20 protein-coding genes are annotated in these 23,476 nt (G+C 63.2%); 11 read left to right on the top strand and 9 right to left on the bottom strand.

What is annotated here, in order from left to right; translation table 11 throughout:
- The first annotated feature begins 37 nt into the window (after window positions 1-37).
- The 4 genes from BM321_RS07090 (at window position 38) to BM321_RS07075 (ending at window position 3,197) form a co-directional block, all read left to right on the top strand.
- Window positions 38-1,405 (top strand): response regulator c-di-GMP phosphodiesterase, NosR family, encoded by a 1,368-nt coding sequence (locus tag BM321_RS07090; RefSeq protein ID WP_092441998.1) that lies wholly within the window; start codon window positions 38-40, stop codon window positions 1,403-1,405.
- Window positions 1,406-1,623: 218 nt separating this feature from the next.
- The gene (locus BM321_RS07085; RefSeq protein WP_092441997.1) at window positions 1,624-2,040 is read left to right on the top strand and encodes an NUDIX hydrolase; all 417 of its coding nucleotides are present in this window, start codon (window positions 1,624-1,626) and stop codon (window positions 2,038-2,040) included.
- A gap of 24 nt (window positions 2,041-2,064) precedes the next feature.
- Window positions 2,065-2,703 (top strand): LysE family translocator, encoded by a 639-nt coding sequence (locus BM321_RS07080; protein ID WP_092441996.1) that lies wholly within the window; start codon window positions 2,065-2,067, stop codon window positions 2,701-2,703.
- On the top strand, window positions 2,700-3,197 hold the full coding sequence (locus tag BM321_RS07075; RefSeq protein ID WP_092441995.1) for a GNAT family N-acetyltransferase: 498 nt from the start codon (window positions 2,700-2,702) through the stop codon (window positions 3,195-3,197). Before BM321_RS07080 ends, BM321_RS07075 begins: the two co-directional genes overlap by 4 nt.
- A 71-nt stretch (window positions 3,198-3,268) precedes the next feature.
- On the opposite strand, the gene metR is transcribed toward BM321_RS07075, so the two are convergent.
- Window positions 3,269-4,186 carry a transcriptional regulator MetR gene (metR, locus tag BM321_RS07070; protein WP_060740854.1) on the bottom strand — a complete coding sequence of 306 codons (918 nt, stop codon included), beginning with the start codon at window positions 4,184-4,186 and terminating at the stop codon, window positions 3,269-3,271.
- 109 nt (window positions 4,187-4,295) lie between these two features.
- On the opposite strand from metR, the gene metE reads away from it, so the two are divergent.
- Complete coding sequence (metE, locus tag BM321_RS07065; protein WP_092441994.1) at window positions 4,296-6,608, top strand: 5-methyltetrahydropteroyltriglutamate--homocysteine S-methyltransferase; 2,313 nt, start codon at window positions 4,296-4,298, stop codon at window positions 6,606-6,608.
- Window positions 6,609-6,914: 306 nt separating this feature from the next.
- Window positions 6,915-7,934, top strand: coding sequence for an alpha/beta fold hydrolase (locus BM321_RS07060; protein WP_092441993.1), 1,020 nt, complete (start codon window positions 6,915-6,917; stop codon window positions 7,932-7,934).
- Window positions 7,935-8,102: 168 nt separating this feature from the next.
- On the opposite strand, the gene BM321_RS07055 is transcribed toward BM321_RS07060, so the two are convergent.
- Window positions 8,103-8,984 carry a LysR substrate-binding domain-containing protein gene (locus BM321_RS07055; RefSeq protein WP_092442013.1) on the bottom strand — a complete coding sequence of 294 codons (882 nt, stop codon included), beginning with the start codon at window positions 8,982-8,984 and terminating at the stop codon, window positions 8,103-8,105.
- Between the two features lie 157 nt (window positions 8,985-9,141).
- Between BM321_RS07055 and BM321_RS07050 the strand changes: the two genes are divergently transcribed.
- Window positions 9,142-10,773: a 5-guanidino-2-oxopentanoate decarboxylase gene (locus tag BM321_RS07050; RefSeq protein WP_092441992.1), complete on the top strand. Its 1,632-nt coding sequence runs from the start codon at window positions 9,142-9,144 to the stop codon at window positions 10,771-10,773.
- A 141-nt stretch (window positions 10,774-10,914) separates the two neighbouring features.
- Here the strand turns inward: BM321_RS07050 and BM321_RS07045 are convergent, their stop codons facing one another.
- The gene (locus BM321_RS07045; protein WP_092332342.1) at window positions 10,915-11,844 is read right to left on the bottom strand and encodes an AraC family transcriptional regulator; all 930 of its coding nucleotides are present in this window, start codon (window positions 11,842-11,844) and stop codon (window positions 10,915-10,917) included.
- A 328-nt stretch (window positions 11,845-12,172) separates the two neighbouring features.
- Between BM321_RS07045 and BM321_RS07040 the strand changes: the two genes are divergently transcribed.
- Window positions 12,173-12,526, top strand: a complete 354-nt coding sequence (locus BM321_RS07040) for a putative quinol monooxygenase (protein WP_092251976.1) — start codon at window positions 12,173-12,175, stop codon at window positions 12,524-12,526.
- A gap of 43 nt (window positions 12,527-12,569) precedes the next feature.
- Window positions 12,570-12,827 carry a hypothetical protein gene (locus tag BM321_RS07035; RefSeq protein WP_092442012.1) on the top strand — a complete coding sequence of 86 codons (258 nt, stop codon included), beginning with the start codon at window positions 12,570-12,572 and terminating at the stop codon, window positions 12,825-12,827.
- 149 nt (window positions 12,828-12,976) lie between these two features.
- On the opposite strand, the gene BM321_RS07030 is transcribed toward BM321_RS07035, so the two are convergent.
- From BM321_RS07030 to BM321_RS07005, 6 genes are all read right to left on the bottom strand, one after another.
- A complete protein-coding gene (locus tag BM321_RS07030) occupies window positions 12,977-13,597 on the bottom strand; it encodes a flavin reductase family protein (protein WP_092441991.1) in 621 nt (206 codons plus the stop codon).
- 169 nt (window positions 13,598-13,766) lie between these two features.
- Window positions 13,767-14,000 (bottom strand): hypothetical protein, encoded by a 234-nt coding sequence (locus BM321_RS07025; RefSeq protein ID WP_092441990.1) that lies wholly within the window; start codon window positions 13,998-14,000, stop codon window positions 13,767-13,769.
- Window positions 14,001-14,470: 470 nt separating this feature from the next.
- The gene (locus tag BM321_RS07020; protein WP_092332353.1) at window positions 14,471-15,790 is read right to left on the bottom strand and encodes an MFS transporter; all 1,320 of its coding nucleotides are present in this window, start codon (window positions 15,788-15,790) and stop codon (window positions 14,471-14,473) included.
- A 296-nt stretch (window positions 15,791-16,086) separates the two neighbouring features.
- Window positions 16,087-17,412 carry a sigma-54-dependent transcriptional regulator gene (locus BM321_RS07015; protein ID WP_092441989.1) on the bottom strand — a complete coding sequence of 442 codons (1,326 nt, stop codon included), beginning with the start codon at window positions 17,410-17,412 and terminating at the stop codon, window positions 16,087-16,089.
- Complete coding sequence (locus tag BM321_RS07010; protein WP_092442011.1) at window positions 17,405-19,171, bottom strand: sensor histidine kinase; 1,767 nt, start codon at window positions 19,169-19,171, stop codon at window positions 17,405-17,407. The genes BM321_RS07015 and BM321_RS07010 overlap by 8 nt, the downstream gene beginning before the upstream one ends.
- 243 nt (window positions 19,172-19,414) lie before the next feature.
- Window positions 19,415-20,938 carry a fumarate hydratase gene (locus BM321_RS07005; RefSeq protein ID WP_060740866.1) on the bottom strand — a complete coding sequence of 508 codons (1,524 nt, stop codon included), beginning with the start codon at window positions 20,936-20,938 and terminating at the stop codon, window positions 19,415-19,417.
- Window positions 20,939-21,421: 483 nt separating this feature from the next.
- Here BM321_RS07005 and BM321_RS07000 point away from each other — a divergent pair, with 483 nt between their 5' ends.
- Together BM321_RS07000 and BM321_RS06995 are read left to right on the top strand one after the other, a co-directional pair.
- Entirely contained in the window at window positions 21,422-22,528 is a 1,107-nt protein-coding gene (locus tag BM321_RS07000; protein WP_092442010.1) for a GGDEF domain-containing protein, read from the top strand.
- Window positions 22,521-23,456: an iron-sulfur-binding ferredoxin reductase gene (locus BM321_RS06995; RefSeq protein WP_092441988.1), complete on the top strand. Its 936-nt coding sequence runs from the start codon at window positions 22,521-22,523 to the stop codon at window positions 23,454-23,456. Before BM321_RS07000 ends, BM321_RS06995 begins: the two co-directional genes overlap by 8 nt.
- The last annotated feature ends 20 nt before the right edge of the window (window positions 23,457-23,476 follow it).

Raw genomic sequence — 23,476 nt, 5'->3', positions numbered from 1 at the left:
TAGTAGAACGGTTGTCGTGAACAGGAGGGGGTTTCAAATGGAAGATCAATCGCCGGACGTTCCGGTAAAGAAGCCGGTGGTGCTGCTGGTCGATGACGAAGAGTCGATTCTCAATAGCCTGCGTCGGCTATTGCGCAGCCAGCCGTACGAGATCCTGCTGGCCGACAGTGGCGCCAAGGCCCTGGAGATTCTCAAGGAGCGGCCGGTCGACCTGGTGATGACCGACGCGCGCATGCCGAACATGGATGGCGCCACGCTGTTGGCCGAGATCCGCAAGCTGTACCCATCGACGTTGCGCATCCTGCTCACCGGTTATGCCGATGTGGACATGATGACCAAGGCCATCAACGAGGGGCAGCTCTATCGCTACCTCAGCAAACCCTGGAACGATGAGGAACTGGTACAGGCCTTGCGCCAGGCCCTGGCCCACCAGCATTCCGAAAGCGAACGCCAGCGCCTCGAAGCGCTGAACCGCGAGCAGAACCAGCAACTCAAGACCCTGAACGCCACCCTGGAAAAACGCGTGGCCTCGCGCACCTCCGAGCTGCAGCAGACCGCCGACATGCTCGACCTGGCCTACGACGAGCTCAAGCGCAGTTATGTGACCAGCACCGAGGTGTTTTCGCTGATCGCCAACCTGCGCCTGCCCAAGGCCAAGCAGACCAACCGGCAGATCATCGAGTTGATCAGGGTCTACAGCCGACTGCATTTCCTCGATGAGTCCACCGACCGCGACCTGACCATGGCCGCGGCCCTCTACAACATCGGCAAGCTGAGCTGGACCGACAATATGATGGTCACGCCCGCCGACCTGCTGCACCACAATGAACTCGATCTCTATCGGTCCTATCCGAAACAGAGCGAATCGCTGCTGATGACCCTGGACCCGATGAAGGACGCGGCCCGGATCATCCGCCATCACCAGGAGCGCTGGGACGGCAGTGGTTTCCCCGAGCACCTCAAGGGCGAGGCCATTCCCTTCGGTTCGCGGCTGTTGAAACTGGCGGTGGATTTCATCGAGCTGCAGCGCGGGTTGATCCTCGAACGACAGATGAACAGCGACGAAGCGCTGGTCTACATCCGTAAATACGCCGGCAAGCTGTACGACCCTGGCATGGTCGAGGATTTCATCAAGGCCTGCGGCGAGTACCTGGAAGATGTGACTTTGTCGGATCCGACGGTCAAGGTCATGAACACCCGCGAACTGGTGGCCGGCATGATCCTGGCGCGCAACCTCAACGCCGACAACGGCATGCTGCTGCTCAACGCCGGCAAGGTCCTGAGCGGCCCGCTGGTGGAAAAGCTCATCGCCTTCGAGTCGATGGAAGGGGCCCGGTACAGCGTGTTCGTCAAGATCCCCGAAGAACTGGCCGACCCTTCGGCGCCGAAGCCGATTTTGGGGTGATACGGTTCTGAAGATGCCACTGTTCAAACTGTGGGAGCGAGCTTGCTCGCGATAGCGGAGTGTCAGTGACTGCAGTGTCGACTGACCGGACGCTATCGCGAGCAAGCTCGCTCCCACAGGGGGAATGTGTTGAATTTCAGTCCAGCGCCAGGCTTTGCTCCCTGCGGCTTTGGTCTGTAATCTCCCCGGCATTTTTCTGCCCGAGGCTTTGACTCATCATGACCACCTCCCTCATCCGCATCGCCGCCGCCCTCTTGATCGGGCCGGACGGGCGAACCCTGCTGGTGCGCAAGCGCGGCACCCGGGCCTTCATGCAACCGGGGGGCAAGATCGAGGCCCATGAACAACCGGTGCAGGCGCTGGCCCGGGAGCTGGAAGAAGAGCTCGGGTTGCGGATCGACCCGGCCCAGGCCTGCCACTTGGGTGTGTTCAGCGCGCCGGCGGCCAACGAACCGGGGTTCATCGTGCAGGCCGAGGTGTTTTTGCTGAACATCGACGCCCCGGTTTCGCCGGCGGCCGAAATCGAAGAGGTGTGCTGGATCGACCCGGTCGGCGACAGCGATCTTGTGCTCGCACCGTTGACAGGCGAGGTGATCCTGCCGTTTTATCGAGCGACACACCTCGCCGCTCGCTGATTCACGCTTCAAGGAATGACGCCCATGATTCCATTGCCGGACCTGTTGATTTTCGCCGCCGCCGCGTTGCTGATGGTACTGACACCCGGCCCGAACATGATCTACCTGATTTCCCGTTCGATCTGCCAGGGCCGCAAGGCCGGCGTCACGTCGCTGTTGGGCGTGGTGGCGGGGTTCTTCGTGCACATGTTCGCCGCCGCGGCGGGGCTGACGGCGGTGTTCCTGGCGGTGCCCATGGCCTATGAAGTGTTGAAATGGGCCGGCGCGTTGTACCTGTTGTGGCTGGCCTGGCAGGCGGTGAAGCCGGGGGCGCGTTCGCCCTTCGAGGCCCAGCAGTTGCCGGCGGACTCGACACGCAAGCTGATCACCATGGGCTTTCTCACCAGTGCGCTGAACCCCAAGATCGCGGTGTTCTATCTGTCGGTGTTCCCGCAGTTCATCAGCCCCGAACACGGCTCGCTGTTCACCCAGAGCATCATCCTCGGGCTGACCCAGATCAGCGTCAGTTTCAGCGTCAACCTGCTGATCGCCCTGTTCGCCGCCGGCATTGCCTCGTGGTTTGTCCACAACCCGCGCTGGTTGGCGGTGCAGCGCTACTTCATGGGGTTTGTCCTCGGTGCCCTGGCGCTGCGCCTGATGCTTGAGCAACGGCGTTCGGCGTGAACATTCGACGCCTGCGGGCCGGCGATGCCCTGGTGTATCGCGAGCTGATGCTCCAGGCGTACGCCTTGCACCCCCAGGCTTTCACCTCCAGCGTCGGCGAGCGGGCGAAGTTGCCCATCAACTGGTGGGAGTCACGCCTGGGCAGCCGGCTCGATGTGCTGTTGGGGGCGTTTGTCGAGCAAGAACTGGTCGGCATCGTTGGCCTGGCCCTGGAACCCCGGGAAAAAGCCCGGCACAAGGCGCTGTTGTTCGGCATGTACGTCGCCGACGCACATCGCCATCGGGGCCTCGGCTACCAACTGGTGCAGGCGGCCCTCGACGAAGCCCGGCGCCACACCTTCCTGCGCCTGGTGCAACTGACCGTCACCGCGGGCAACGACCCGGCGCTCAAGCTCTACCAGCGCTGCGGCTTCGTCCTGTACGGTCTCGAACCGATGGCGATTCGCGTGGACGACGAGTACCTCGACAAAATCCATATGTGGCTAGAGCTGTAAACCAACCGGCCATGGCTGTTGAGCTTTATTTGTGGCGAGGGGATTTATCCCCTCGCCACAAGGAATGTGCTTCACCGAACGGCACTGACTCCATCCAGTGTGGAAAACGACGTGTCCTTGGCCGTCAGCAAAAAATCGCGCATGTACGGCGCGTCGAGCATGTCGGTGCGCACCGCCGCGTACAGGGTGGCGAACAGACCTTTCTCCCCCAGCCGCTTGGCCTTCACGTAGCCCCGCGAGCTGTATTCATGCAGCGCCCAGTGTGGCATGCCGCAGACGCCACGCCCGCTGGCCACCAGTTGCATCATCATCACCGTCAGCTCGGAGGTGCGCACCTGGGCCGGTTCGATGTCGGCCGGTTCCAGGAAACGGGTGAAGATGTCCAGCCGGTCTCGCTCCACCGGGTAGGTGATCAGGGTTTCGCTGATCAGGTCCTCGGGCACGATGTAGGGTTTGCCCGCCAACCGATGTTGGTTGGCGACGGCGAGCATCGCTTCGTAGGTGAACAGCGGCACGTACGTGATGCCGGCCAGTTCCAGCGGGTCGGAGGTCACCACCAAATCGAGATCGCCCCGGGCCAAGGCCGGCAAGGGGGCGAAGGCGAAACCCGAGGCCAGGTCCAGCTCGACTTCCGGCCAGGCATCGCGGAACTGGTCGATGGTCGGCATCAGCCACTGGAAGCAGCTGTGGCACTCGATGGCCATGTGCAGGCGCCCGGCGGTGCCGCCCGCCAGACGGGCGATGTCCCGTTCAGCACTGCGCAGTAACGGCAGGGCGGCATCGGCCAGTTGCAACAGGCGCAGGCCGGCGCTGGTGAAACGTACCGGCTTGGTCTTGCGCACGAACAACTGCATGCCCAGGCGCTCTTCCAGTTCTTTGAACTGGTGGGAGAGGGCGGACTGGGTCAAGTGCAGGCGTTCGGCGGCTTCGACCAGGCTATCGGCTTCGCGCAGGGCGTGCAGGGTCTTGAGGTGACGGAGTTCAAGCACCGGAGTTGCTCCATGAGTAAAACTTGTGATCAACACGAAAAGGTTGAGTTTGTCTCATGCAGGTCGAGCTGTCGATAATGGCGCCATCTTTTACAGGAGGACGCACACCATGGCCCTGGCCCACACCCTCGGTTTTCCCCGCATCGGCGCCGACCGCGAATTGAAAAAAGCCCTCGAAGCCTACTGGAAGGGCGACCTGGCCCCGGCTGCGTTGCAAGCCGTGGGTTGTGAACTGCGGGCCCGGCACTGGCAACTGCAGAAAGACGCCGGCATCGACCTGCTGCCTGTCGGCGACTTTGCCTGGTACGACCAGGTGCTCAGCCACACCTTGACCCTGGGCGCGGTCCCGCAACGTTTCCACGGCACCTTGGATGCCCAGGGCCGACCGACCCTCGACACCCTGTTCGCCATGGCCCGTGGCGCCACGGCCAGTTGCTGCGGTGCCGAGCACGGCCAGGCGCAATACGCCCAGGAACTGACCAAGTGGTTCGACACCAACTACCACTACCTGGTCCCGGAGTTTTCCGCCGACCAGACCTTCGCCCTGAGCTGGGAACAGTTGTTCGACGAAGTGGACGAGGCCCATGCCTTGGGCCACCAGGTCAAACCGGTGATCATCGGTCCGTTGACCTACTTGTGGCTGGGCAAGGCCAAGGGCGGGGCGTTCGACAAGCTCGACCTGCTGGAGCGCCTGTTGCCGGTCTACGGTGAAATCCTCAACCGCCTCAAGGCCCAAGGCGTGGAATGGGTGCAGATCGACGAGCCGATCCTCACCCTGGACCTGCCCCTGGCCTGGAGGAGCGCCTTCGAGCGGGCTTACCACAGCCTCCAGTATTCGCCGTTGAAAAAGCTCGTGGCCACCTACTTCAGCGGCCTGCAAGACAACCTCGGCCTGGCGGTGAGCCTGCCGGTGGACGGCTTGCACATCGACGCGGTACGTGACCCGGAACAACTGGGCCAGGTGCTGGACCGCCTGCCGACCTACAAGATTCTCTCGGTGGGCCTGGTCAACGGTCGCAACGTCTGGCGCTGCGAGCTGGAACAGGCGCTGGCGCAATTGCAACCGGCCCAGGAGCGCTTTGGCGACAACCTTTGGGTCAGTACTTCATGCTCGTTGTTGCACAGCCCGGTGGACCTGGAGCGTGAAGACCGGCTCGACCCCGAACTCAAGAGCTGGCTCGCCTTCGCCGTGCAGAAGTGCGGTGAAGTCGCGGTGCTGCGCGATGCGCTGAATGATCCACAGGCCCCCGCCGTGCAACAGGCCTTGAGCGACAGCCGCGAGGTGCAGGCCCGTCGCGCCGGCTCGGCGCGCATTCACAAAGCCGAGGTCCAGGCGCGCCTGGCGGCGATCGGGCCACAGGACAGCCAGCGGCATTCACCGTTTGCCCAACGCATCGAACGCCAGCGCGCACGTTTGGCGTTGCCGGCCTTTCCTACCACCACCATCGGCTCCTTCCCGCAGACCCCAGCCATACGCCTGGCCCGTCAGGCCTACAAACAGGGCAAGTTGTCGGCCAACGACTATCAGGACGCCATGCACACCGAGATCCGCCATGCCGTGCAGATCCAGGAACGCCTGGGCCTGGACGTGTTGGTGCACGGTGAAGCCGAGCGCAACGACATGGTGGAATACTTTGCCGAGCAACTGGACGGCTACGCCTTCACCCGTTTCGGCTGGGTACAGAGTTACGGTTCGCGTTGCGTGAAGCCGGCGATCATCTACGGCGACATCAGCCGCCCGAAAGCCATGACCGTCGACTGGATCCGCTACGCGCAAAGCCTGACCGACAAGGTCATGAAGGGCATGCTCACCGGCCCCGTGACCATGCTGATGTGGTCGTTCCCCCGCGAAGACGTGTCGCGCCAGGTCCAGGCCCGACAACTGGCCCTGGCCCTGCGCGACGAGGTACTGGACCTGGAAAAGGCCGGGATCAAAATCGTGCAGATCGACGAGGCGGCGTTCCGCGAAGGGCTGCCACTGCGTCGCGGGCAATGGCAGCACTACCTGGACTGGGCCGTGGAGGCTTTCCGCTTGTGCGCCTCGGGCGTGGGTGATGACACCCAGATCCATACCCACATGTGCTACAGCGAGTTCAATGATGTGATCAAGGCCATCGCCGACCTGGACGCCGATGTCATCACCATCGAGACTTCCCGTTCGGACATGGAGTTGCTGGAAGCGTTCGAGGCGTTCGACTACCCGAACGACATCGGCCCGGGCGTCTACGACATCCACTCGCCACGGGTGCCGGACACGGCCGAGATGGTTGCGCTGATGAACAAGGCGGTGAAACGCATCGCCGCCGAGCGGCTGTGGATCAACCCCGACTGCGGGCTGAAGACCCGGGGCTGGCCAGAAACGGAAGCGGCACTGGTGAACATGGTGGCGGCGGCGCGGCAGTTGCGGAGCCAGTTGGCCTGAGGCCCGGCTGTTGCGGGCGAGCACCCTGTCCCTGGCAAGGGGGGCTTTTTTGTGGCGAGGGAGCTTGCTCCCGCTGGGCTGCGCAGCAGCCCCAAATGTCATGCCTTGATCATATTTTGAGGTCGAAACCTTTTGGGACCGCTTCGCGCTCCAGCGGGAGCAAGCTCCCTCGCCACAGGGTGCCCGCATGACTTCAGATCACCACTCGGCAATCTTCATCAAACTGTCACGCAACTGTGGCAGCGCGCTTGAACAAACTTCATCAGACTCGCGCTCTACTGGGGTTCTGCGTTTCGGTGTTTCTTCATGCGTGTACTTATTTTTCTGGCCGCGTTGTTTTTCGGCCTGCCGTCGATGGCGGCGTCTCGTTGCGATGTCAATGTTGCGACCCAACGGGTCGATCTGGATCAGGTCAGCCTGGCCTACCAGAGCATTGGCCGTGCCTCGGATCCTGCATTGCTGTTGGTGATGGGCCTGGGTGGGCAGTTGATCCATTGGCCGGATGAAGTGGTGGTCGCCCTGTGCGAGCAGGGTTTCCGGGTGATTCGCTACGATAACCGCGATGCCGGCCTGAGCACCTGGCGCCAGGCGCCCGGCAGCGCCAACCTGACCTTTGAAGCTCTGCGCTACAAACTCGGCTTGCCCGTGGCCGCGCCCTATACCCTCACCGACATGGCCGACGACGGGCTCGGGCTGATGGACGCGTTGCATGTGCAAAGCTTCCATGTACTGGGCGCGAGCATGGGCGGGATGATCGCCCAGCACATGGCGGCCATGGCGCCTGAGCGGGTTGAAAGCCTGACCCTGATCATGACCAGTTCCAGTGCCGCCGGCTTGCCCGCGCCCAGCGAAAGACTGGTGCAACTGTTGTCCCGGCGCGGTGCTCCGAATCGCGAAATGGCCCTCGAACAGCAAGCCGATCTGCTGGCCGCGTTGGGCAGCCCGATGGTGGTGGATGATCGCCAGGCCTTGCTGCATCAGGCTGCACTGGCCTATGACCGGGCCTTCAACCCCGAAGGCGTGAAGCGCCAGATCATGGCGATCATGGCCGAGCCGAGTCGGGTAGCACTGCTCAATCAACTGCGGGTGCCGACCCTGGTCGTCCACGGCACCGCCGACCCGTTGCTGCCGGTGATGCACGGCGTGCACTTGGCGGCGCACATCCAAGGCAGCCAACTGAAACTGATCCCGGGCCTGGCCCATCGCTTCCAGGACGCGTTCAAGGCGCCGTTGCTGGCGGCGGTGTTGCCGTACCTGCAGCAGCACCGCGAAGACACCTCTCATTGGGCGCAGATCGAACCGGTGCAGGCGCCGAATCTGCTCTAGCGGATGCCTGGGTTTTTTGTGGCGAGGGGATTTATCCCCGCTGGACTGCGCAGCAGGCCCAAACTATCGAACATGATCAGCCTGACACACCGAGGCGCTAGGCTTTGGGGGCGCTGCGCGACCCAACGGGGATAAATCCCCTCGCCACAAGGGTTTAGCACATGGCTTCTATCGCACCTGAGCCTGCGCCACCAACCAGTCCATCAACGCCAGCAACGGCGCCGAGGCCTGGGGCTTGTGCGGGTGCACCAGGTGATAACCCAGCCCGGTCTTGACCTTCAGCTCGAACGGCACCACCAGCCGGCCGGCGCTCAGGTCGTCGCCGATCAGCGACCAGTCGCCAATCGCCACGCCGGTGCCCTGGGAGGCCATGGACATCGCCAGGTCCAGGGTTTCGAAATGCTGGCCCTTGCGGACGTGCTTCAAGTGCACATCGGCCGCCGCCAGCCAGGCATTCCAGTCACGCTCGTCAAGGGCTGGATGCAACAGCAAGTGGTGCTGCAGGTCGGCGGGTTCATGCAGCGGCACCGGTCCTTCCAGGGTCGATCGGGAGCAGACAGGCGTCAGCTGCTCATCGAACAGGTGCAGGCACGCCAGCGAGGCATCCGGTGGTGGGCCATAGACCACCGCGGCGTCGAAGGCTTCGCGCTGGAAATCCACGCCGTGCCTGACCGTGGTGGTCAGTTCCACCGGCACGTCCGGTCGTTCCTTTTGCCATTGCAACAGGCGCGGCAGTAACCAGCGCATCACACAGGTCGGGGCCTTGAGCTGTAGGGTCTGGCGCTTTTCGCCGATCTGCTGGACCGCTTCGCCGATCAGGCCGAACACCTGCTGCACCCGTGGCAGCCACGCCTGGCCCTCGGCGGTCAGGCTCAGGCCGCGTGCCTGGCGCTGGAACAACGCATAACCCAAATGGTCTTCCAGCCCGGCGATCTGCCGGCTCACCGCGCCCTGGGTGATGTGCAGCTGTTCGGCGGCCCGGGTGAAGTTGCAGCATTGGGCCGTGATCAGAAATGTGTGCAGCGCCGGCAACGGGGGGAGTCGTTTCATTTCGATCCAAGCCATGACGTGAGGACATGGCTAGTATGACTTTTTATCCATTGTTGTCGCCATGCCTCGCCCGTTCCAATAACGCCATCTCCAAGACAAAAGGGGCCCGCTCCATGCGCTGCGCGGCCTTTTACCCGACCAGAAGAAGGCAATGGCAATGGCGACGTGCGGCGAAGTATTGGTCAAGTTACTCGAAGGTTATGGCGTGGAGCAGGTGTTCGGCATCCCCGGCGTGCACACCGTCGAGTTGTACCGCGGGCTGGCCCGTTCCAGTATCCGCCATGTGACGCCGCGTCATGAACAGGGCGCAGGTTTCATGGCCGACGGTTACGCCCGGGTCAGCGGTAAGCCCGGTGTGTGTTTCATCATCACCGGTCCCGGCATGACCAACATCACCACCGCCATGGGCCAGGCCTACGCCGATTCGATCCCGATGCTGGTGATCTCCAGCGTGCAGTCGCGCAGCCAGTTGGGCGGCGGTCGTGGCAAGCTGCATGAACTGCCGAACCAGTCTGCGTTGGTAGGCGGTGTCGCGGCGTTTTCCCACACACTGATGTCCGCCGCCGAATTGCCCGGCGTGCTGGCCCGGGCGTTCGCGGTGTTCCAGGCCGGGCGCCCGCGGCCGGTGCACATTGAGATCCCGCTGGACGTTCTGGTCGAAGACGCCGATGCCTTGCTCGCCAGCGTGCCGGTGAACATCACCCGCGCCGGTGCCGCACCGGCTGCGGTAAAACAAATGGCCGGCCTGCTGGCGACGGCTCGACGGCCTTTGATCCTGGCCGGTGGCGGGGCCGTTGACGCAGCGGCTGAATTGACCGAACTGGCCGAACGTCTCGGCGCGCCAGTGGCGTTGACCATCAATGCCAAAGGCTTGCTGCCTGCGCGCCATCCGTTGCTGATCGGCTCCACCCAGAGCCTGGTGGCCACCCGTGCGTTGGTGGCCGAGGCGGATGTGGTGCTGGCCATCGGTACCGAACTGGCCGAAACCGATTACGACATTACCTTTGCCGGCGGCTTCGAGCTTCCCGGCGCGCTGCTGCGCATCGACATCGACCCGGACCAGACCGTGCGCAACTACCCGCCGCACCTGGCGCTGGTGGCCGACGCCGGTGTCGCCGCCCGGGCCTTGCTCGACGAATTGAACCAGCGACCCTTGGCCGAACGCCAGGCCGATTGGGGGCCAGCCCGTGCCGCCCGGTTGCGCGCCGAGCTTCAAGGCAGTTGGGACGCCGCGACCCGCGCTCAGACCGTGTTTCTCGACACGGTCTTGCAGACACTACCGGAGGCGGTGTTCGTCGGTGACTCCACGCAACCGGTGTACACCGGCAACCTGACCTTCAACCCGGAGCAGCCGCGCCGCTGGTTCAATGCCTCCACCGGCTACGGCACCCTTGGCTACGCGTTGCCGGCGGCCATCGGCGCCTGGCTCGGCGGCAAGGACCTGGGCCACGGCCGCCCCGCGGTGGTGTGCCTGATCGGTGACGGCGGGTTGCAGTTCACCCTGCCGGAACTGGCCAGCGCCGTGGAAGCGCGGACACCGGTGATCGTGCTGCTGTGGAATAACCAGGGCTACGAAGAGATCAAGAAATACATGCTCAACCGCGCCATCGAACCGGTGGGGGTGGACATCTACACCCCGGATTTCATCGGTGTCGCCAAGGCCTTGGGCTGCTTTGCCCAGGCCATCGACGATGTGCCGTCGTTGCGTGCCGCGTTGCTGGCGGCCCATGAGCGGCAGGGGCCGACGCTGATTGAGATTGACCAGGGTGTCTGGACATCGAAGTGTTGAGGTGTTTCTACTGGCCTTATCGCGAGCAAGCTCGCTCCCACAGGGGATCTTCATTGAACACAGATTCTCTGTTCACAACAGGTCCGATGTGGGAGCGAGCTTGCTCGCGATGAGGCCGGCCCAGCCAACACAAAACCCGGGTCAAACGGTCATCCGCAACCGCGCCAGATCCCGCAACGGCGGCGCGCCGAACAATCGGCTGTACTCGCGGCTGAACTGCGAAGGGCTTTCATACCCCACCCGATACCCCGCCGCCGAAGCTTCCAGCCCTTCGGCCAGCATCAGCCGGCGGGCTTCCTGCAAGCGCAGTTGCTTCTGGTATTGCAGTGGGCTCATGGCCGTCATGGCCTTGAAACGGTGATGCAGGGTCGAGACGCTGAGGTTCACTTCCCGGGCCAGGTCATCGATGCGCAGCGGCTGTTCGAAATGGCCGTTGAGCCACTTGATCGCCTGGCTGATGCGATGGCTCTGACTGTTGGCGATGGCGATTTCATACAGCCGATAGCCCTGTGGACTGCGCAGCAGGCGATAGAGGATTTCCCGGCGCACCAGGGGCGCGAGCATGGCGATGTCTTTCGGCGTGTCCAGCAGCCGTGCCAGACGCAGCACCGCGTCGAGCATCGGCGTGTCCAGGCGTTCGACATACAGCCCGCGCCCGGCGGGGCGGGTCGGCACGCCCAAGGGGCCGGCATCGGCGATCAACGCAGTGATTTCCGCCGGGTCGATGTCCAGGCGCAGGGCCAGGATCGGCTGCTCGGGCGTAGCGTTGGGCATGCAGCCGCTCAACGGCATCGACACCGAGACCACCAAGTAATGCAGTGGATCGTAGTTGAACAATTCTTCGGCCAAGCGTACCTGTTTGCTGCCTTGGGCCATGATGCACAGTGCCGGTTGCGCCAACACCGGGGCGAACGTCTGGGGCATGCTGTGGCGCGACAGGTGCAGCGAGCCGATGGCCGTGGCGTAGCTGCCGTCTTCGCTGGTATTGCGGTCGATGATCGACGCCAGTTCGGCGCGCTGTTGTTCCAGGTACGTGTCCAGCGGGGCGTGGGCGTGATCGAGTGGCGACATGCCGGAAATCCTCGAAATGATAGGAGCGATGTACAAAGCTTATGTTTGTGCAAGGCACAGCGGTAGCCACATCCTGTTGAAAGCTTGCCTGATCCTGCACGGCACAATGGGCCATGACGGGTCAACGCGGGTAAAACTTGCTTGAAACCTTTTGTTTCAACTTCGCGGCTGGCAACCGCTTGGACAGTGGATTTTGTGCGACCGATGCGCAGGATTGTGCAACGGGTCGGCAGGAATCGACTAACGAAGCTGGCGTCGTGACGCTTAACCTTTGATCCTGTCGCAGCCTGTCCCCGGCTGCACAACGGATTACCTGGGAGGGTTGAACATGACTACACAGATCCCCGTCAGCCACATGGCTTTTGTCCGGGCCCGCCGTGGTTGCTCCAAGCAACTGGGTGCACGCCTGAGCACGTTGATCGCGCCTTCGCGCCAGGCGCCCGGCTGCCTGCATTTTGCCTTGCAGCAATCGCAATGCGACGCTGATTTGTGGCTGGTGTCCGGGCTCTGGGTCAATCAGCCGTCGATGGACGCCTACTTCAATTCACCGGCCATGGCGATTTTCGCCGAGCTGGTGCAGGACCTGGTGGTGAGCAGCCTGGATTTCCACACCTTCAGGGAAGTTTCCGCCGCCCAGGCGACCGAAGGGTGCCGGGCACAGGTACACAAGCTGGCCGGTTGAAGGTTTAATGACCGTCATTTTCCACCGCCAGGATGCACAAGAGATGGCACGTAAAGCCTTTGAAACCTTTGAAGCTGTTTCCGCCGTTGTTCCCAAGGAGGGCGGCGGTTACCACGCCGCCATTGCCACCAAGGCCATCGGTGGTTCCGGTGCGCCGCGTTTCAACAAGGTGCTTGAAGACCAGAGCTTCAAGACCGCGACCGAAGCCGATGAAGCCGCTGCCGTGCAGCTCACCCGTCTCCAGGGTGTCAGTGAGGATGGCGGGTTGGTCTGGAAACCTGCGTCACACCTGTTGGGATGACCTACACCTGTGGCGAGGGGATTTATCCCCGCTGGGCTGCGCAGCAGCCCCAATGTTTTCCTGACACTGAGTTGACTGGACTGTTTTAGGGCCGCTTCGCGCCCCAGCGGGGATAAATCCCCTCGCCACAAAGTGTGATGGGCAAGCTTCTATTTGGGGCGATGCATCTTGAACAACGCCTCAGGCCCCAGCTGGAAATAATCCGCCGGCCCACCCCCGCGCAAGATCGGTTCGGCGGCGGCGGTGTCGTACACCCCATCCTTCAACAGCCACTGGGCGATATGCACGGCGACCACTTCGCCGAGGATCAGCCAGCTTGGCACCAGCCCTTTGTCCGCCCGCTGCAATTGAATGATCTGCGTGACCTTGCATTCGAAGGACACCGGGCTTTCGGCGACGCGCGGCACCTGGATCACCCGTGACGGGGCGGCCGTCAGGCCCGCCAGTTCGAACTCATTGACCTCTGGGGCGACCATCGCGCAGCTCTGGTTCATCTGCTCGGCGAGCGGGCGGGTGGCCAGGTTCCAGGCGAATTCACCGGTCTGTTCGATGTTGTTCAGGCTGTCTTTGCGCCCGACGCTGGAGAACCCAATGATCGGTGGAATGTAATTGAAGGCGTTGAAGAAACTGTAGGGCGCCAGGTTCAAGCGGCCTTCGCCATCCTGGGACGAAATCCAGCCGATGGGGCGCGGGCCGACGATGGCGTTGAATGGATCGTGTGGCAGGCCGTGACCATTGGCGGGTTCGTAGTAATGGATGTCATCGGGCATGGCGGGCGTTTCCTGGAAAGGCATTCGTAGGCGGCCAATAGTGCAAGGCTGGGCCTTTTATTTCCAGATTGGGTGATGCAAAAAAAGATCGCAGCCTCCGGCAGCGTCTACAGGACCGTGTTCAATCCGTAGGCGCTGCCGAAGGCTGCGATCTTTTGACGTTCAATCGTTAACCAATTGCTTCGGCGGTGCCGGTCTTGTCGAAGCCGTCAGCGGCGATGGCGTCGGCGGTGCCAGTCTTGTCGAAGCCGTCGGCGGCGTAATGACCGGCAGGGCTGCGTTCGATGGCTGCGTTGGCGTTGGCACCGAAGGAGGCGGTACCGGTCTTGTCGAAACCGTCAGCGGCGAAGGTGTTGGCGGCCAACACGGACAGGGTCAGGGCGAGGATCAGTTTGGTTTTCATGGTTGTCACTCCGGGTTCGTGGCGATGTGTGTCTTGCATGGGTTGAATGCTACGCCAAATAAATTGATTAAAAAGCGCAAAATAATGCTAAAAACAATCGATTAACTAGATATTAAGGGCGACGTATTCAGTCGCTTCCATCGTCGGAGCGAACATCGCGCAGGTCATCGATTCAGTGAGCCCAAGGGTGTGGCAAGTGCATTAACGGGCGATTAATCCCAGTTCAATGATTTTTCATACCACGATTCGGGCTTGGGCTTTGCTGCGGGGATATTGATCGTGATGATCGCTGGCGCGACCTATGCGCAGAACCGTTATGGCAAGCAGGGCACTGCTGAGTTGACTTGAGACCGAGTCGTCTCCAATCGCGAGCAGGCTCGCTCCCACAGGGATTTACGCTAACCCTGTGGGAGCGAGCTTGCTCGCGATGGGGCCATCACCATCACCGTTGCGGTGACGGTTGGACCCTGTCAGTCGGTCACGATCCGCGAATGCTTACGGGTGTCTTTCATGGTGATGTACACCAGCAGCGACACGGCGATGCAGGCCGTCACGTACCAGTAGTAGCCGGTTTCCATGCCGATGCTCTTGAACCACAGGGCGATGTATTCAGCGGTACCGCCGAAGATCGATACGGTCAGTGCGTAGGGCAGGCCAACGCCCAGGGCGCGGATTTCGGTGGGGAACAGCTCGGCCTTCACCACGGCGTTGATCGAGGTGTAGCCGCTGACGATGATCAGCGCGGCCATGATCAGGAAGAACGCACCCCACCAGGTCTGGATGGTGTGCAGGGTGGTGAGGATCGGTACGGTGAACAGCGTTCCCAGGATGCCGAAGGCGATCAGGATCGGCCGGCGACCGACCTTGTCCGACAGCCCGCCGATCACCGGTTGCAGGCACATGAACAGGAACAGTGTGGCGGCGGAAATGGTGGTGGAGTCGGAGATGCTCATGCCGACGGTGTTCACCAGGTATTTCTGCATGTAGGTGGTGTAGGTGTAGAACGCCAGGGTACCGCCCATGGTCAGACCGACCACGGTCATCAGTTCCTTGGGATGGCGCAGCAAGGTGCGCATCGCGCTTTCCTTGGACTTCTCTTTCTTGGTGAACGACTCGGTTTCTTCCATGCCGCGCCGCAGGTACAGCGCCACGATCGCACACAGTGCGCCGATGGCGAACGGGATGCGCCAGCCCCAGGCGTACAGCTGTTCGGTGGTGAGGAACTGCTGCAGTACGATCAATACGCCCAAGGCGATGAGCTGGCCGGAAATCAGGGTTACGTACTGGAAGCTGGAGAAGAAGCCACGACGTTCCTTGGTCGCCATCTCGCTCAGGTAGGTTGCCGAGGTGCCGTACTCGCCACCCACCGACAGGCCTTGGAGCAGGCGGGCGAACACCAGCAGGATCGGCGCGCCGACGCCGATGGTTTCGTAGCTCGGGCTCAAGGCGATGATCAGCGAGCCGAAGCACATCAGGTACACCGAGGCCATCAACGCACGTTTGCGCCCGGCGCGGTCAGCGTACAGGCCCATCAACCAGCCGCCGATCGGGCGCATCAGGAAGCCCACGGCGAAAATCGCGGCGGTGTTGAGCAATTGGGCGGTGGTGTCGCCCTTGGGGAAGAAGACTTTGGCGAAGTACAACGAGAACGCGGCGTAGACGTACCAGTCATACCACTCGACCATGTTGCCGACCGAGCCGCTGAAGATCGATTTGATCCGGCTGGCGGTGGTTCTTTCACGGGCGGGCACGGCAGCCGACCCAATGGGTAGGGCGTTGGAGTTGTCCATTGAAGGATCCTTCATTTAATTGTTTTTGTGGAGCGCGCGGGAGCGCAGCCTGACAGGGCTATAGCAGGAGCTGTGCCAGCCGCTGGAGGGCCGTTCTAGAGGGGTTTGCGGTGTTGAGTGCGCGGAAATCCGCTTGTTTTTGATGGGCGGTGAGCGGAAATCCGCTTATCCGGGGGGCTGCTCTGGCCTCATCGCGAGCAAGCTCGCTCCCACATTTTTGTCCTGTGTACACATCACCCTGTGGGAGCGAGCTTGCTCGCGATGAGGCCGGGACAGGCACAGAAAGTTCAGCGAATCTACAAGAACATCTCCCGACTCAACCCATGCCGCTGCATCTTTTCATTGAAGGTGCGGCGTGGCAGTTGCAGTTCTTCGAGCACGGCTTTCACATCGCCTTTGTGCCGAGTCAGGGCGGCGCGCAGGCATTGGGCTTCGAAGGCTTCCTGCTGGGCCGCGAGGGACTGGCCCGGCTCCGTCTCCAGGGTGGGCAGTTGATCCAACCCCAACACCTGGCGTTCGGCGACGTTGGCCAGTTCCCGCACATTGCCCGGCCAATCGTGGCTGAGCAGATGGCCCAACTGCGGGCCGCTCAGGGGCGCGGCGGGGCGGCCCAGGCGTTCGGCGGCGTTGTGGGTGAAGTGTTCGAACAGCAGGGGAATGTCCTCGCGCCGTTCTCGCAGCGGCGGCAGGCGCAGCTCGGCGATGTTCAAGCGATAGGCCAGGTCTTCGCGAAAACGCCCGGCCCGGGCTTCGTCCAACAGGTCGGGCTTGGTGGCGGCGATGATGCGCAGGTCCACGGCGATACTCTGGTTGGAGCCCAGGCGTTCGAGCTTCTGTTCCTGCAACACTCGCAGTAACTTGACCTGCTGGGCCAGGGGCATGCTTTCGATTTCATCGAGAAACAGCGTGCCGCCGTCGGCGTATTCGAGCTTGCCGATGCGCTTGCCCTGGGCGCCGGTAAAGGCACCGCTTTCATGGCCGAAGAGCTCCGCCTCGAACAGCGGTTCGGGGATGGCCGCGCAGTTCAACGCGACGAAGGGTTTGTTCGCCCTCGGGCCGAAATCGTGCAGGCAGCGGGCGACCAATTCCTTGCCGCTGCCGGTTTCGCCGCGGATCAATACATTGACCGGCAGTGCCGCCAAGTCCAGCACTTGGCGCCGCAGAGTGTGCAGCGCACGGGAAACCCCTAGCAGCGTGCCATCGAGGCGGGCGCGGGCGTCGGCCTGCTCATGCAGGCGGCGGTTTTCCAGGACCAGGGTGCGCTTGTCCAGGGCCCGGCGCAGGCTGCCGAGCAGGGCTTCGGGGCTGAAGGGTTTTTCCAGGAAGTCGTAGGCACCGTCGCGCATGGCCTCGACGGCCATGGGCACGTCACCGTGGCCGGTCAACAGAATCACCGGCAGGTCCGGGTCGCGGCGGCGTACTTCGGCCAGTAGTTCCAGGCCGCTGAGGCCGGGCATGCGCACGTCGCTGAGGATCACCCCGGGAAAATGCTCCGGCAACCGGGCCAGGCATTCGTCGGCTCGACTGAACAGTTGCACCTGGAACCCCGACAGGCTCAACCATTGCTCGACGGCACTGCGGATGCTGCCTTCGTCATCCACGACCATGACTGAATCAAGCATGCAGTTGCGCCTCCTGATCGATGGGCAAGGTCATGCAGAATACCGCGCCGTTCTCGTGGTTGTCCGCGCTCAGGCGCCCGCCGGACTCATGGATGATTGCAAACGAAACCGCCAGCCCCAGGCCCAGGCCATCGCCCACGGGTTTGGTGGTGAAAAACGGATCGAACACCTGGGCCAGGTGTTCCTCGGCGATGCCGGTGCCGCTGTCGCTGACGGTCAGGCGCCACAATTGATCATCGGTCTCCAGGCGCACTTCCAGGCGCTTGAGAGGTTGGCCGGCCATGGCGTCGAGCGCGTTGCGCAGCAGGTTGATCAACACTTGCTCGAGGCGGATCGCATCGCCGCGCACCCACGCCGGGCGGGTCAGGTGCAGCACGGTGCTGACCTGCTCGTCCCGCAGGCGCGTGTCCAGCAGTTGCAGCGCCTGGTCCACCACCGCCGCCAGGTCCAGGCGTTCGCGCAGGCCGCTGGGGCTTTTGCGGGCGAACGTCTTCAAGTGGCCGGTGAGGGCGGCCATGCGGGTCAGCATGTCGTCCACCGGCTTGAGGGCCTTGTAGGCGTCATCGACCCGACCGTGATCCAGCAGCAAGCGCAGGGTTGCCAATTGCATGCGCTGGGCGGTCAAGGGTTGGTTGATTTCATGGGCCAGGGCCGCCGACATCTGCCCCAGCGCCGCCAGCTTGGCCGATTGCACCAGCCCGTCCTGGGCGGTGCGCAGGTCCCGGGTCCGCTCCTCCACCAGCCGTTCCAGCTCTTCGCGGCTGCGCTGGCGCAACTTTGCCAGGCGCCAGCGCTGGTTGAGAAACAGCAACAGGAACACCAGCGCCAGCCACAACCCGGCGGCGGCGAGCCCGGCGTTGCGCAGGTCCTCGAAGGCGATCTGCGGACGGCGCAGCAAGTGCAGGGTCCAGCCTTCGGCGGTCAATGGCAAGGATTCCCACAGGTAATCCGCCGAGCCATCGGGGGCCTCGACCCGGGCCAGGTGGCTGTTGTCGTCGAAGCGGCGCAGCGGTTCATGGGCCAGGGCTTGCAACGGTTGTTTGTCGTATTGGCGGGTGGCCTTGAGTTCGGCGCGGTCGCTGTCGGTCAGCGGTTGCAAGTGGCGATAACGCCAGCCCGGGCGATTGGCGATGAAGATGATGCCCCGGGCATCGCTGACCAGCAGGGTGTCGCTGCCCTGGCGCCATTCGCGCTCCAGCTCCGGAAACTCCAGCTTCACCACCATCGCACCAAGGAACTCGCCGTTGTCGCCGGTCACGGCGCTGGAGAGGAAGTACCCCGGGATGCCGCTGGTCACGCCCACCGCATAAAACCGCCCGGTGCCCTGGGTGCGGGTCTGGATGAAGTAGGGGCGAAAGCCATAGTTGTGCCCGACATAGCTGCTGGGCAGTCGCCAGTTACTGGCCGCGACGGCCAGGCCCCTGTGGTCGAGCAGTTCCAGTGTGGATGACTGGGCGGCGCCATTGATCTGTTCGAGCTTGCGATTCAACGCATCCTGCTGCGCCGCGCTGATCGGTCCCTTGAGGGCCGAGCGCAACTCCGGATCCAGCGCCAGCACGGCGGGCAGGGCGCGGTAGCGTTCGATCAGGGTGTGCAACGAATTGGCGTACAGCGTCAACTGCTGGCTGGCACGGCTGGCATCTTCCTTCAAGGCCTCGCGTTCGGCGTGGCGCACGGCGAGGGTAGCGGCAACCGCCGCGCCGGCGAGGATCAGCAAGGTGTACAACGACAGGCGCAAGGTACGGGTGGTCGGCAGCATGCTGGCGTAAACCAGTGGAAAGTCGGGCGGGCACGATAGCATGGCGGTTGCTCTGTGGGAGCTGAGCTTGCTCGCGATGACGGTGGGTCATCCAGAGATGATATTGGCTGACAGGCCGCTATCGCGAGCAAGCTCGGCTCCCACAGGATTACCACAGGTACCTGTAGTGAGCATCACTGACATGGACACAAAAAAAGGCCGGTGGGCTTGTCGCTCACCGGCCTTGTTCATGGCACTGAAGTGTTACTGCACTTCGACCGCCAGGCTGTCGCTGATCTTCTTCTGCCAGATGGCAGGACCGGTGATGTGCACCGACTCGCCTTGGCTATCGACCGCAACGGTCACCGGCATGTCCTTGACCTCGAACTCGTAGATCGCTTCCATGCCCAGTTCGGCGAACGCCAGGACCTTGGATTTGCGGATCGCCTGGGCCACCAGGTAAGCGGCACCGCCGACGGCCATCAGGTAGACGGCCTTGTTGTCCTTGATCGCTTCGATGGCGGTCGGGCCGCGCTCGGATTTGCCGATCATGCCCAACAAGCCTGTCTGCTCGAGGATCTGGCGGGTGAACTTGTCCATCCGCGTGGCGGTGGTCGGGCCGGCTGGGCCGACGACTTCATCGCCGACCGGGTCGACCGGGCCGACGTAATAGATGAAGCGGCCCTTGAGGTCCACTGGCAAGGTCTCACCCTTGTTCAGCATCTCGACCATGCGCTTGTGCGCCGCATCGCGACCGGTGAGCATCTTGCCGTTGAGCAGCACGGTTTCGCCCGGCTTCCAGCTTTGCACGTCTTCTGGCGTCAGGGTATCGAGGTTGACGCGACGAGCCGACGGGCCGGCTTCCCAGACGATTTCCGGGTAGGCGTCCAACGGTGGCGCTTCCAGCGACGCCGGGCCCGTGCCGTCCAGCACGAAGTGGGCGTGACGGGTGGCGGCGCAGTTGGGGATCATGCACACCGGCAGGGAGGCGGCGTGGGTCGGGTAGTCCATGATCTTCACGTCGAGCACGGTGGTCAGGCCACCCAGGCCCTGGGCACCGATGCCCAGTTGGTTGACCTTCTCGAACAGCTCCAGGCGCATCTCTTCGATACGGTTCTGCGGGCCGCGGGCCTTGAGCTCGTGGATGTCGATGGACTCCATCAAGACTTCCTTGGCCATGACCGCGGCTTTCTCGGCGGTGCCGCCGATGCCGATGCCGAGCATGCCCGGTGGGCACCAGCCGGCGCCCATGGTCGGAACGGTTTTCAGCACCCAGTCGACGATGGAGTCGGACGGGTTGAGCATGGCCATCTTCGATTTGTTCTCGGAGCCGCCGCCCTTGGCCGCCACGTCCACTTCCACGGTGTTGCCCGGGACGATGGAGTAGTGGATGACCGCCGGGGTGTTGTCCTTGGTGTTTTTACGCGCGCCGGCCGGGTCGGCCAGGATGGAAGCGCGCAGGACGTTTTCCGGCAGGTTGTAGGCGCGACGCACGCCCTCGTTGATCATGTCGTCCAGGCTCATGGTCGCGCCATCCCAACGCACGTCCATGCCCACGCGCACGAACACGGTCACGATGCCGGTGTCCTGGCAGATCGGCCGATGGCCGGTGGCGCACATGCGCGAGTTGATCAGGATCTGCGCCATGGAGTCACGGGCCGCCGGCGATTCTTCGCGCAGGTAGGCCTCGTGCATCGCCTGGATGAAATCCACGGGATGGTAGTAGGAAATGAACTGCAGGGCGTCGGCAACGCTCTGTATCAGGTCATCTTGCTTGATCACGGTCATGAGTCGCGCTCCTCTCTAAAGACGGGAACATTCAATAAGGTGCCGCCCGTTTGGGTGCATCGGTCGACGGACGACACCTCTTTAAGGCACGCCGGGCATGCTGGCGCGACGCTAAAAAGGCGCGGCAGTATATCGCAGGCCGGCACCCTGTGGGAGCGAGCGGCCTGTATGGAGGGGGATTTATCTGTGGCGAGGGGATTTATCCCCGCTGGCTGCGAAGCAGCCCCAAAAGACAGATGGGCATTAACCTGACCCACCGCAGTGGCAGCTTTCAGGTCTGCTTCGCAGCCCAGCGGGGATAAATCCCCTCGCCACAGGGGGCATCTGCCAGCACTCAACAATGCGTCAATTGGGCCATTGCTTTGACGCCATTTTTCTGCTCCAGAATTGAATGGTCATTTGCCCTACACGCCACTAAAGTGGCGTCTGGCCTGTAGCGTAGGACGCCTCCTGTCAGTTTCCTTTCCCATGGTGAGTCAACGATTGACCCATAACGCCATTCAACGTCTTTTGCTGAAACGCTTCGCTTTGGCGGCCGCGACGTACGCGCTGGCACTGGTTTTGTTGTGGCTGGCATTTTTCAGTGGGCATTACCTGGACTCGTTGCGCGGTGTCATCATCGGCAGCGTGTTGGTGGTGCTGTGCCAGGCCGGGCTGTTCGCGCTGTTTATCACCGACCGCAACCTGCGCTTCGCCGACCCCAGCCTCACCGAAGTGCAGGTGTTGATCGGCCTGGGCTGGCAGAGCTGGATGATGGCGCACCTGGACCAGGCCCGGGGCGTGTTCCTGGTGTTTTATGTGCTGATCCTGCTGTTCGGGTTGTTCCATCTGTCGCGCCGGGCCTTTGTGCGCTGCGCGTCGCTGGTGTTCCTCAGTTTCACCGCGATTACCCTCTGGGACGGTTACTTCTTCAGGCTTCCCGATCCCACCCTGGCCGGGTTGCAGGTGGCCGTGCTGTTTCTTGTGCTGGTGTGGCTGGTGTTTTACGCCCGCTACGTCCAGACCTCACGCCAGCGCATGCGCCAGCGGCGGTTTGCCTTGCAGGCGCACCAGGACACCTTGCGCGGGATGATGCGCCAGCTCGAAGACCTGGTGGCCACCGATGAACTGACCGGGCTGTTCAATCGCCGGCACTTCCTGCGCCTGGCCTCCCGCGAACTCAACACCCTCAGGCCTGGCGTCGCCCATGGCCTGGCCCTGATCGACCTCGACCATTTCAAGCGCATCAACGACCTGCATGGCCATGCCGCGGGCGACCAGGTGCTGCAGGCGTTTGCCGCGGTCGCCACGGCGTGCCTGCGCGAGGGCGACGTACTGGCCCGTTACGGTGGCGAGGAATTCGTCATGCTGCTGCCCGCTTGCGACCCCCATCGCCTGACGGCCTGTTGCGAGCGGCTGCGGCTGGCGTTCACCGAAGTCGAGCTGATCGGCCTGCAGGTCGGCGCCCTCAGCCTCTCGGCGGGCATGACCATGCTGGACATGGGCGATGACCTGGACAACGCGTTGCAGCGTGCCGACCAGGCCCTGTACCGTGCCAAGCGAGACGGCCGCAATCGTTGCGCCGCCGCTTGGGAGAACGTCGATGCCTGAACTGACAGTCGCCGGCCGGCAATGGACGGTGGCGGCGGGCAGTAACCTGCTGGACGCCTTGAATGGCGCTGGCGTGGCGGTGCCCTATAGTTGCCGCGCCGGGAGCTGCCACGCCTGCCTGGTGCAGTGCGTGGGGGGCGATGTGCGCGACAGCCGCCCCGACGCCTTGAGCCCGACGCAGCGCGACCAGGGTTGGCGGCTGGCCTGCCAGTGCCAGGTGGTCGAGGATGTGCGGATCCACACCTTCGACCCGCAACGCGACGGCCAGGCCGCCCAGGTGATGGCGGTGGATTGGCTGGGCGGTGAGGTGCTGCGTCTGCGCCTCACCCCCGAGCGGCCGCTGCGGTATCGGGCCGGGCAGCATCTGGTGCTGTGGGCCGGTGAGGTGGCCCGGCCGTATTCCCTGGCGAGCCTGCCCGAAGAAGACCGTTTCCTGGAGTTCCACCTCGATTGTCGCGAGCCCGGGCTGTTCATCGACGCGGCCCGGCAGATGAAGGCCGGCGACCCGATCCGCCTGGGCGAACTGCGTGGCGGTGCCTTGCACTACGACGCCGACTGGCACGACAGGCCGCTGTGGCTGCTCGCCGCTGGCACGGGCCTGGCGCCGTTGTTCGGCCTCCTGCGCGAAGCCTTGCGCCAGCATCACCAAGGCGCGATTCGCCTTATTCATGTGGCCCATGATACGGCGGGGCATTATCTGGCCAAACCCCTGGCGGCGCTGGCGGCCAAGCATGAAAACCTCTCGGTGGAGCTGCTGACCGCGGCCGAGGCGCCGTCCGCCTTGGCGCAACTGCGGCTTGTTTCCCGGCAAACCCAGGCCTTACTCTGCGGCCATCCCGACCGGGTCGAGGCCTTTGCCAAGCGTTTGTACCTGGCTGGCTTGCCGCGCAATCAACTGCTGGCCGACGTCTTCCTGCCCCGTGGTTGAGCGCTGATTTCCAGACGCGA

The organism is Pseudomonas sp. NFIX10 (assembly GCF_900111955.1).
In the GTDB taxonomy this organism is placed as follows: domain Bacteria; phylum Pseudomonadota; class Gammaproteobacteria; order Pseudomonadales; family Pseudomonadaceae; genus Aquipseudomonas; species Aquipseudomonas fluorescens_AA.
The sequence above is the reverse complement of the archived record's forward strand: the minus strand, read 5'-3'. Positions and strand labels throughout refer to the sequence as shown.

What these genes read in the sequence shown, in the direction of transcription:
- BM321_RS07090 (WP_092441998.1), top strand. Translation starts at nt 38, where the DNA reads ATGGAAGATCAATCGCCGGACGTTCCGGTAAAGAAGCCGGTGGTGCTG.
- BM321_RS07085 (WP_092441997.1), top strand. Translation starts at nt 1,624, where the DNA reads ATGACCACCTCCCTCATCCGCATCGCCGCCGCCCTCTTGATCGGGCCG.
- BM321_RS07080 (WP_092441996.1), top strand. Translation starts at nt 2,065, where the DNA reads ATGATTCCATTGCCGGACCTGTTGATTTTCGCCGCCGCCGCGTTGCTG.
- metE (WP_092441994.1), top strand. Translation starts at nt 4,296, where the DNA reads ATGGCCCTGGCCCACACCCTCGGTTTTCCCCGCATCGGCGCCGACCGC.
- BM321_RS07060 (WP_092441993.1), top strand. Translation starts at nt 6,915, where the DNA reads ATGCGTGTACTTATTTTTCTGGCCGCGTTGTTTTTCGGCCTGCCGTCG.
- BM321_RS07055 (WP_092442013.1), bottom strand. Translation starts at nt 8,984, where the DNA reads ATGAAACGACTCCCCCCGTTGCCGGCGCTGCACACATTTCTGATCACG.
- BM321_RS07050 (WP_092441992.1), top strand. Translation starts at nt 9,142, where the DNA reads ATGGCGACGTGCGGCGAAGTATTGGTCAAGTTACTCGAAGGTTATGGC.
- BM321_RS07045 (WP_092332342.1), bottom strand. Translation starts at nt 11,844, where the DNA reads ATGTCGCCACTCGATCACGCCCACGCCCCGCTGGACACGTACCTGGAA.
- BM321_RS07040 (WP_092251976.1), top strand. Translation starts at nt 12,173, where the DNA reads ATGACTACACAGATCCCCGTCAGCCACATGGCTTTTGTCCGGGCCCGC.
- BM321_RS07035 (WP_092442012.1), top strand. Translation starts at nt 12,570, where the DNA reads ATGGCACGTAAAGCCTTTGAAACCTTTGAAGCTGTTTCCGCCGTTGTT.
- BM321_RS07030 (WP_092441991.1), bottom strand. Translation starts at nt 13,597, where the DNA reads ATGCCCGATGACATCCATTACTACGAACCCGCCAATGGTCACGGCCTG.
- BM321_RS07025 (WP_092441990.1), bottom strand. Translation starts at nt 14,000, where the DNA reads ATGAAAACCAAACTGATCCTCGCCCTGACCCTGTCCGTGTTGGCCGCC.
- BM321_RS07020 (WP_092332353.1), bottom strand. Translation starts at nt 15,790, where the DNA reads ATGGACAACTCCAACGCCCTACCCATTGGGTCGGCTGCCGTGCCCGCC.
- BM321_RS07015 (WP_092441989.1), bottom strand. Translation starts at nt 17,412, where the DNA reads ATGCTTGATTCAGTCATGGTCGTGGATGACGAAGGCAGCATCCGCAGT.
- BM321_RS07010 (WP_092442011.1), bottom strand. Translation starts at nt 19,171, where the DNA reads ATGCTGCCGACCACCCGTACCTTGCGCCTGTCGTTGTACACCTTGCTG.
- BM321_RS07005 (WP_060740866.1), bottom strand. Translation starts at nt 20,938, where the DNA reads ATGACCGTGATCAAGCAAGATGACCTGATACAGAGCGTTGCCGACGCC.
- BM321_RS06995 (WP_092441988.1), top strand. Translation starts at nt 22,521, where the DNA reads ATGCCTGAACTGACAGTCGCCGGCCGGCAATGGACGGTGGCGGCGGGC.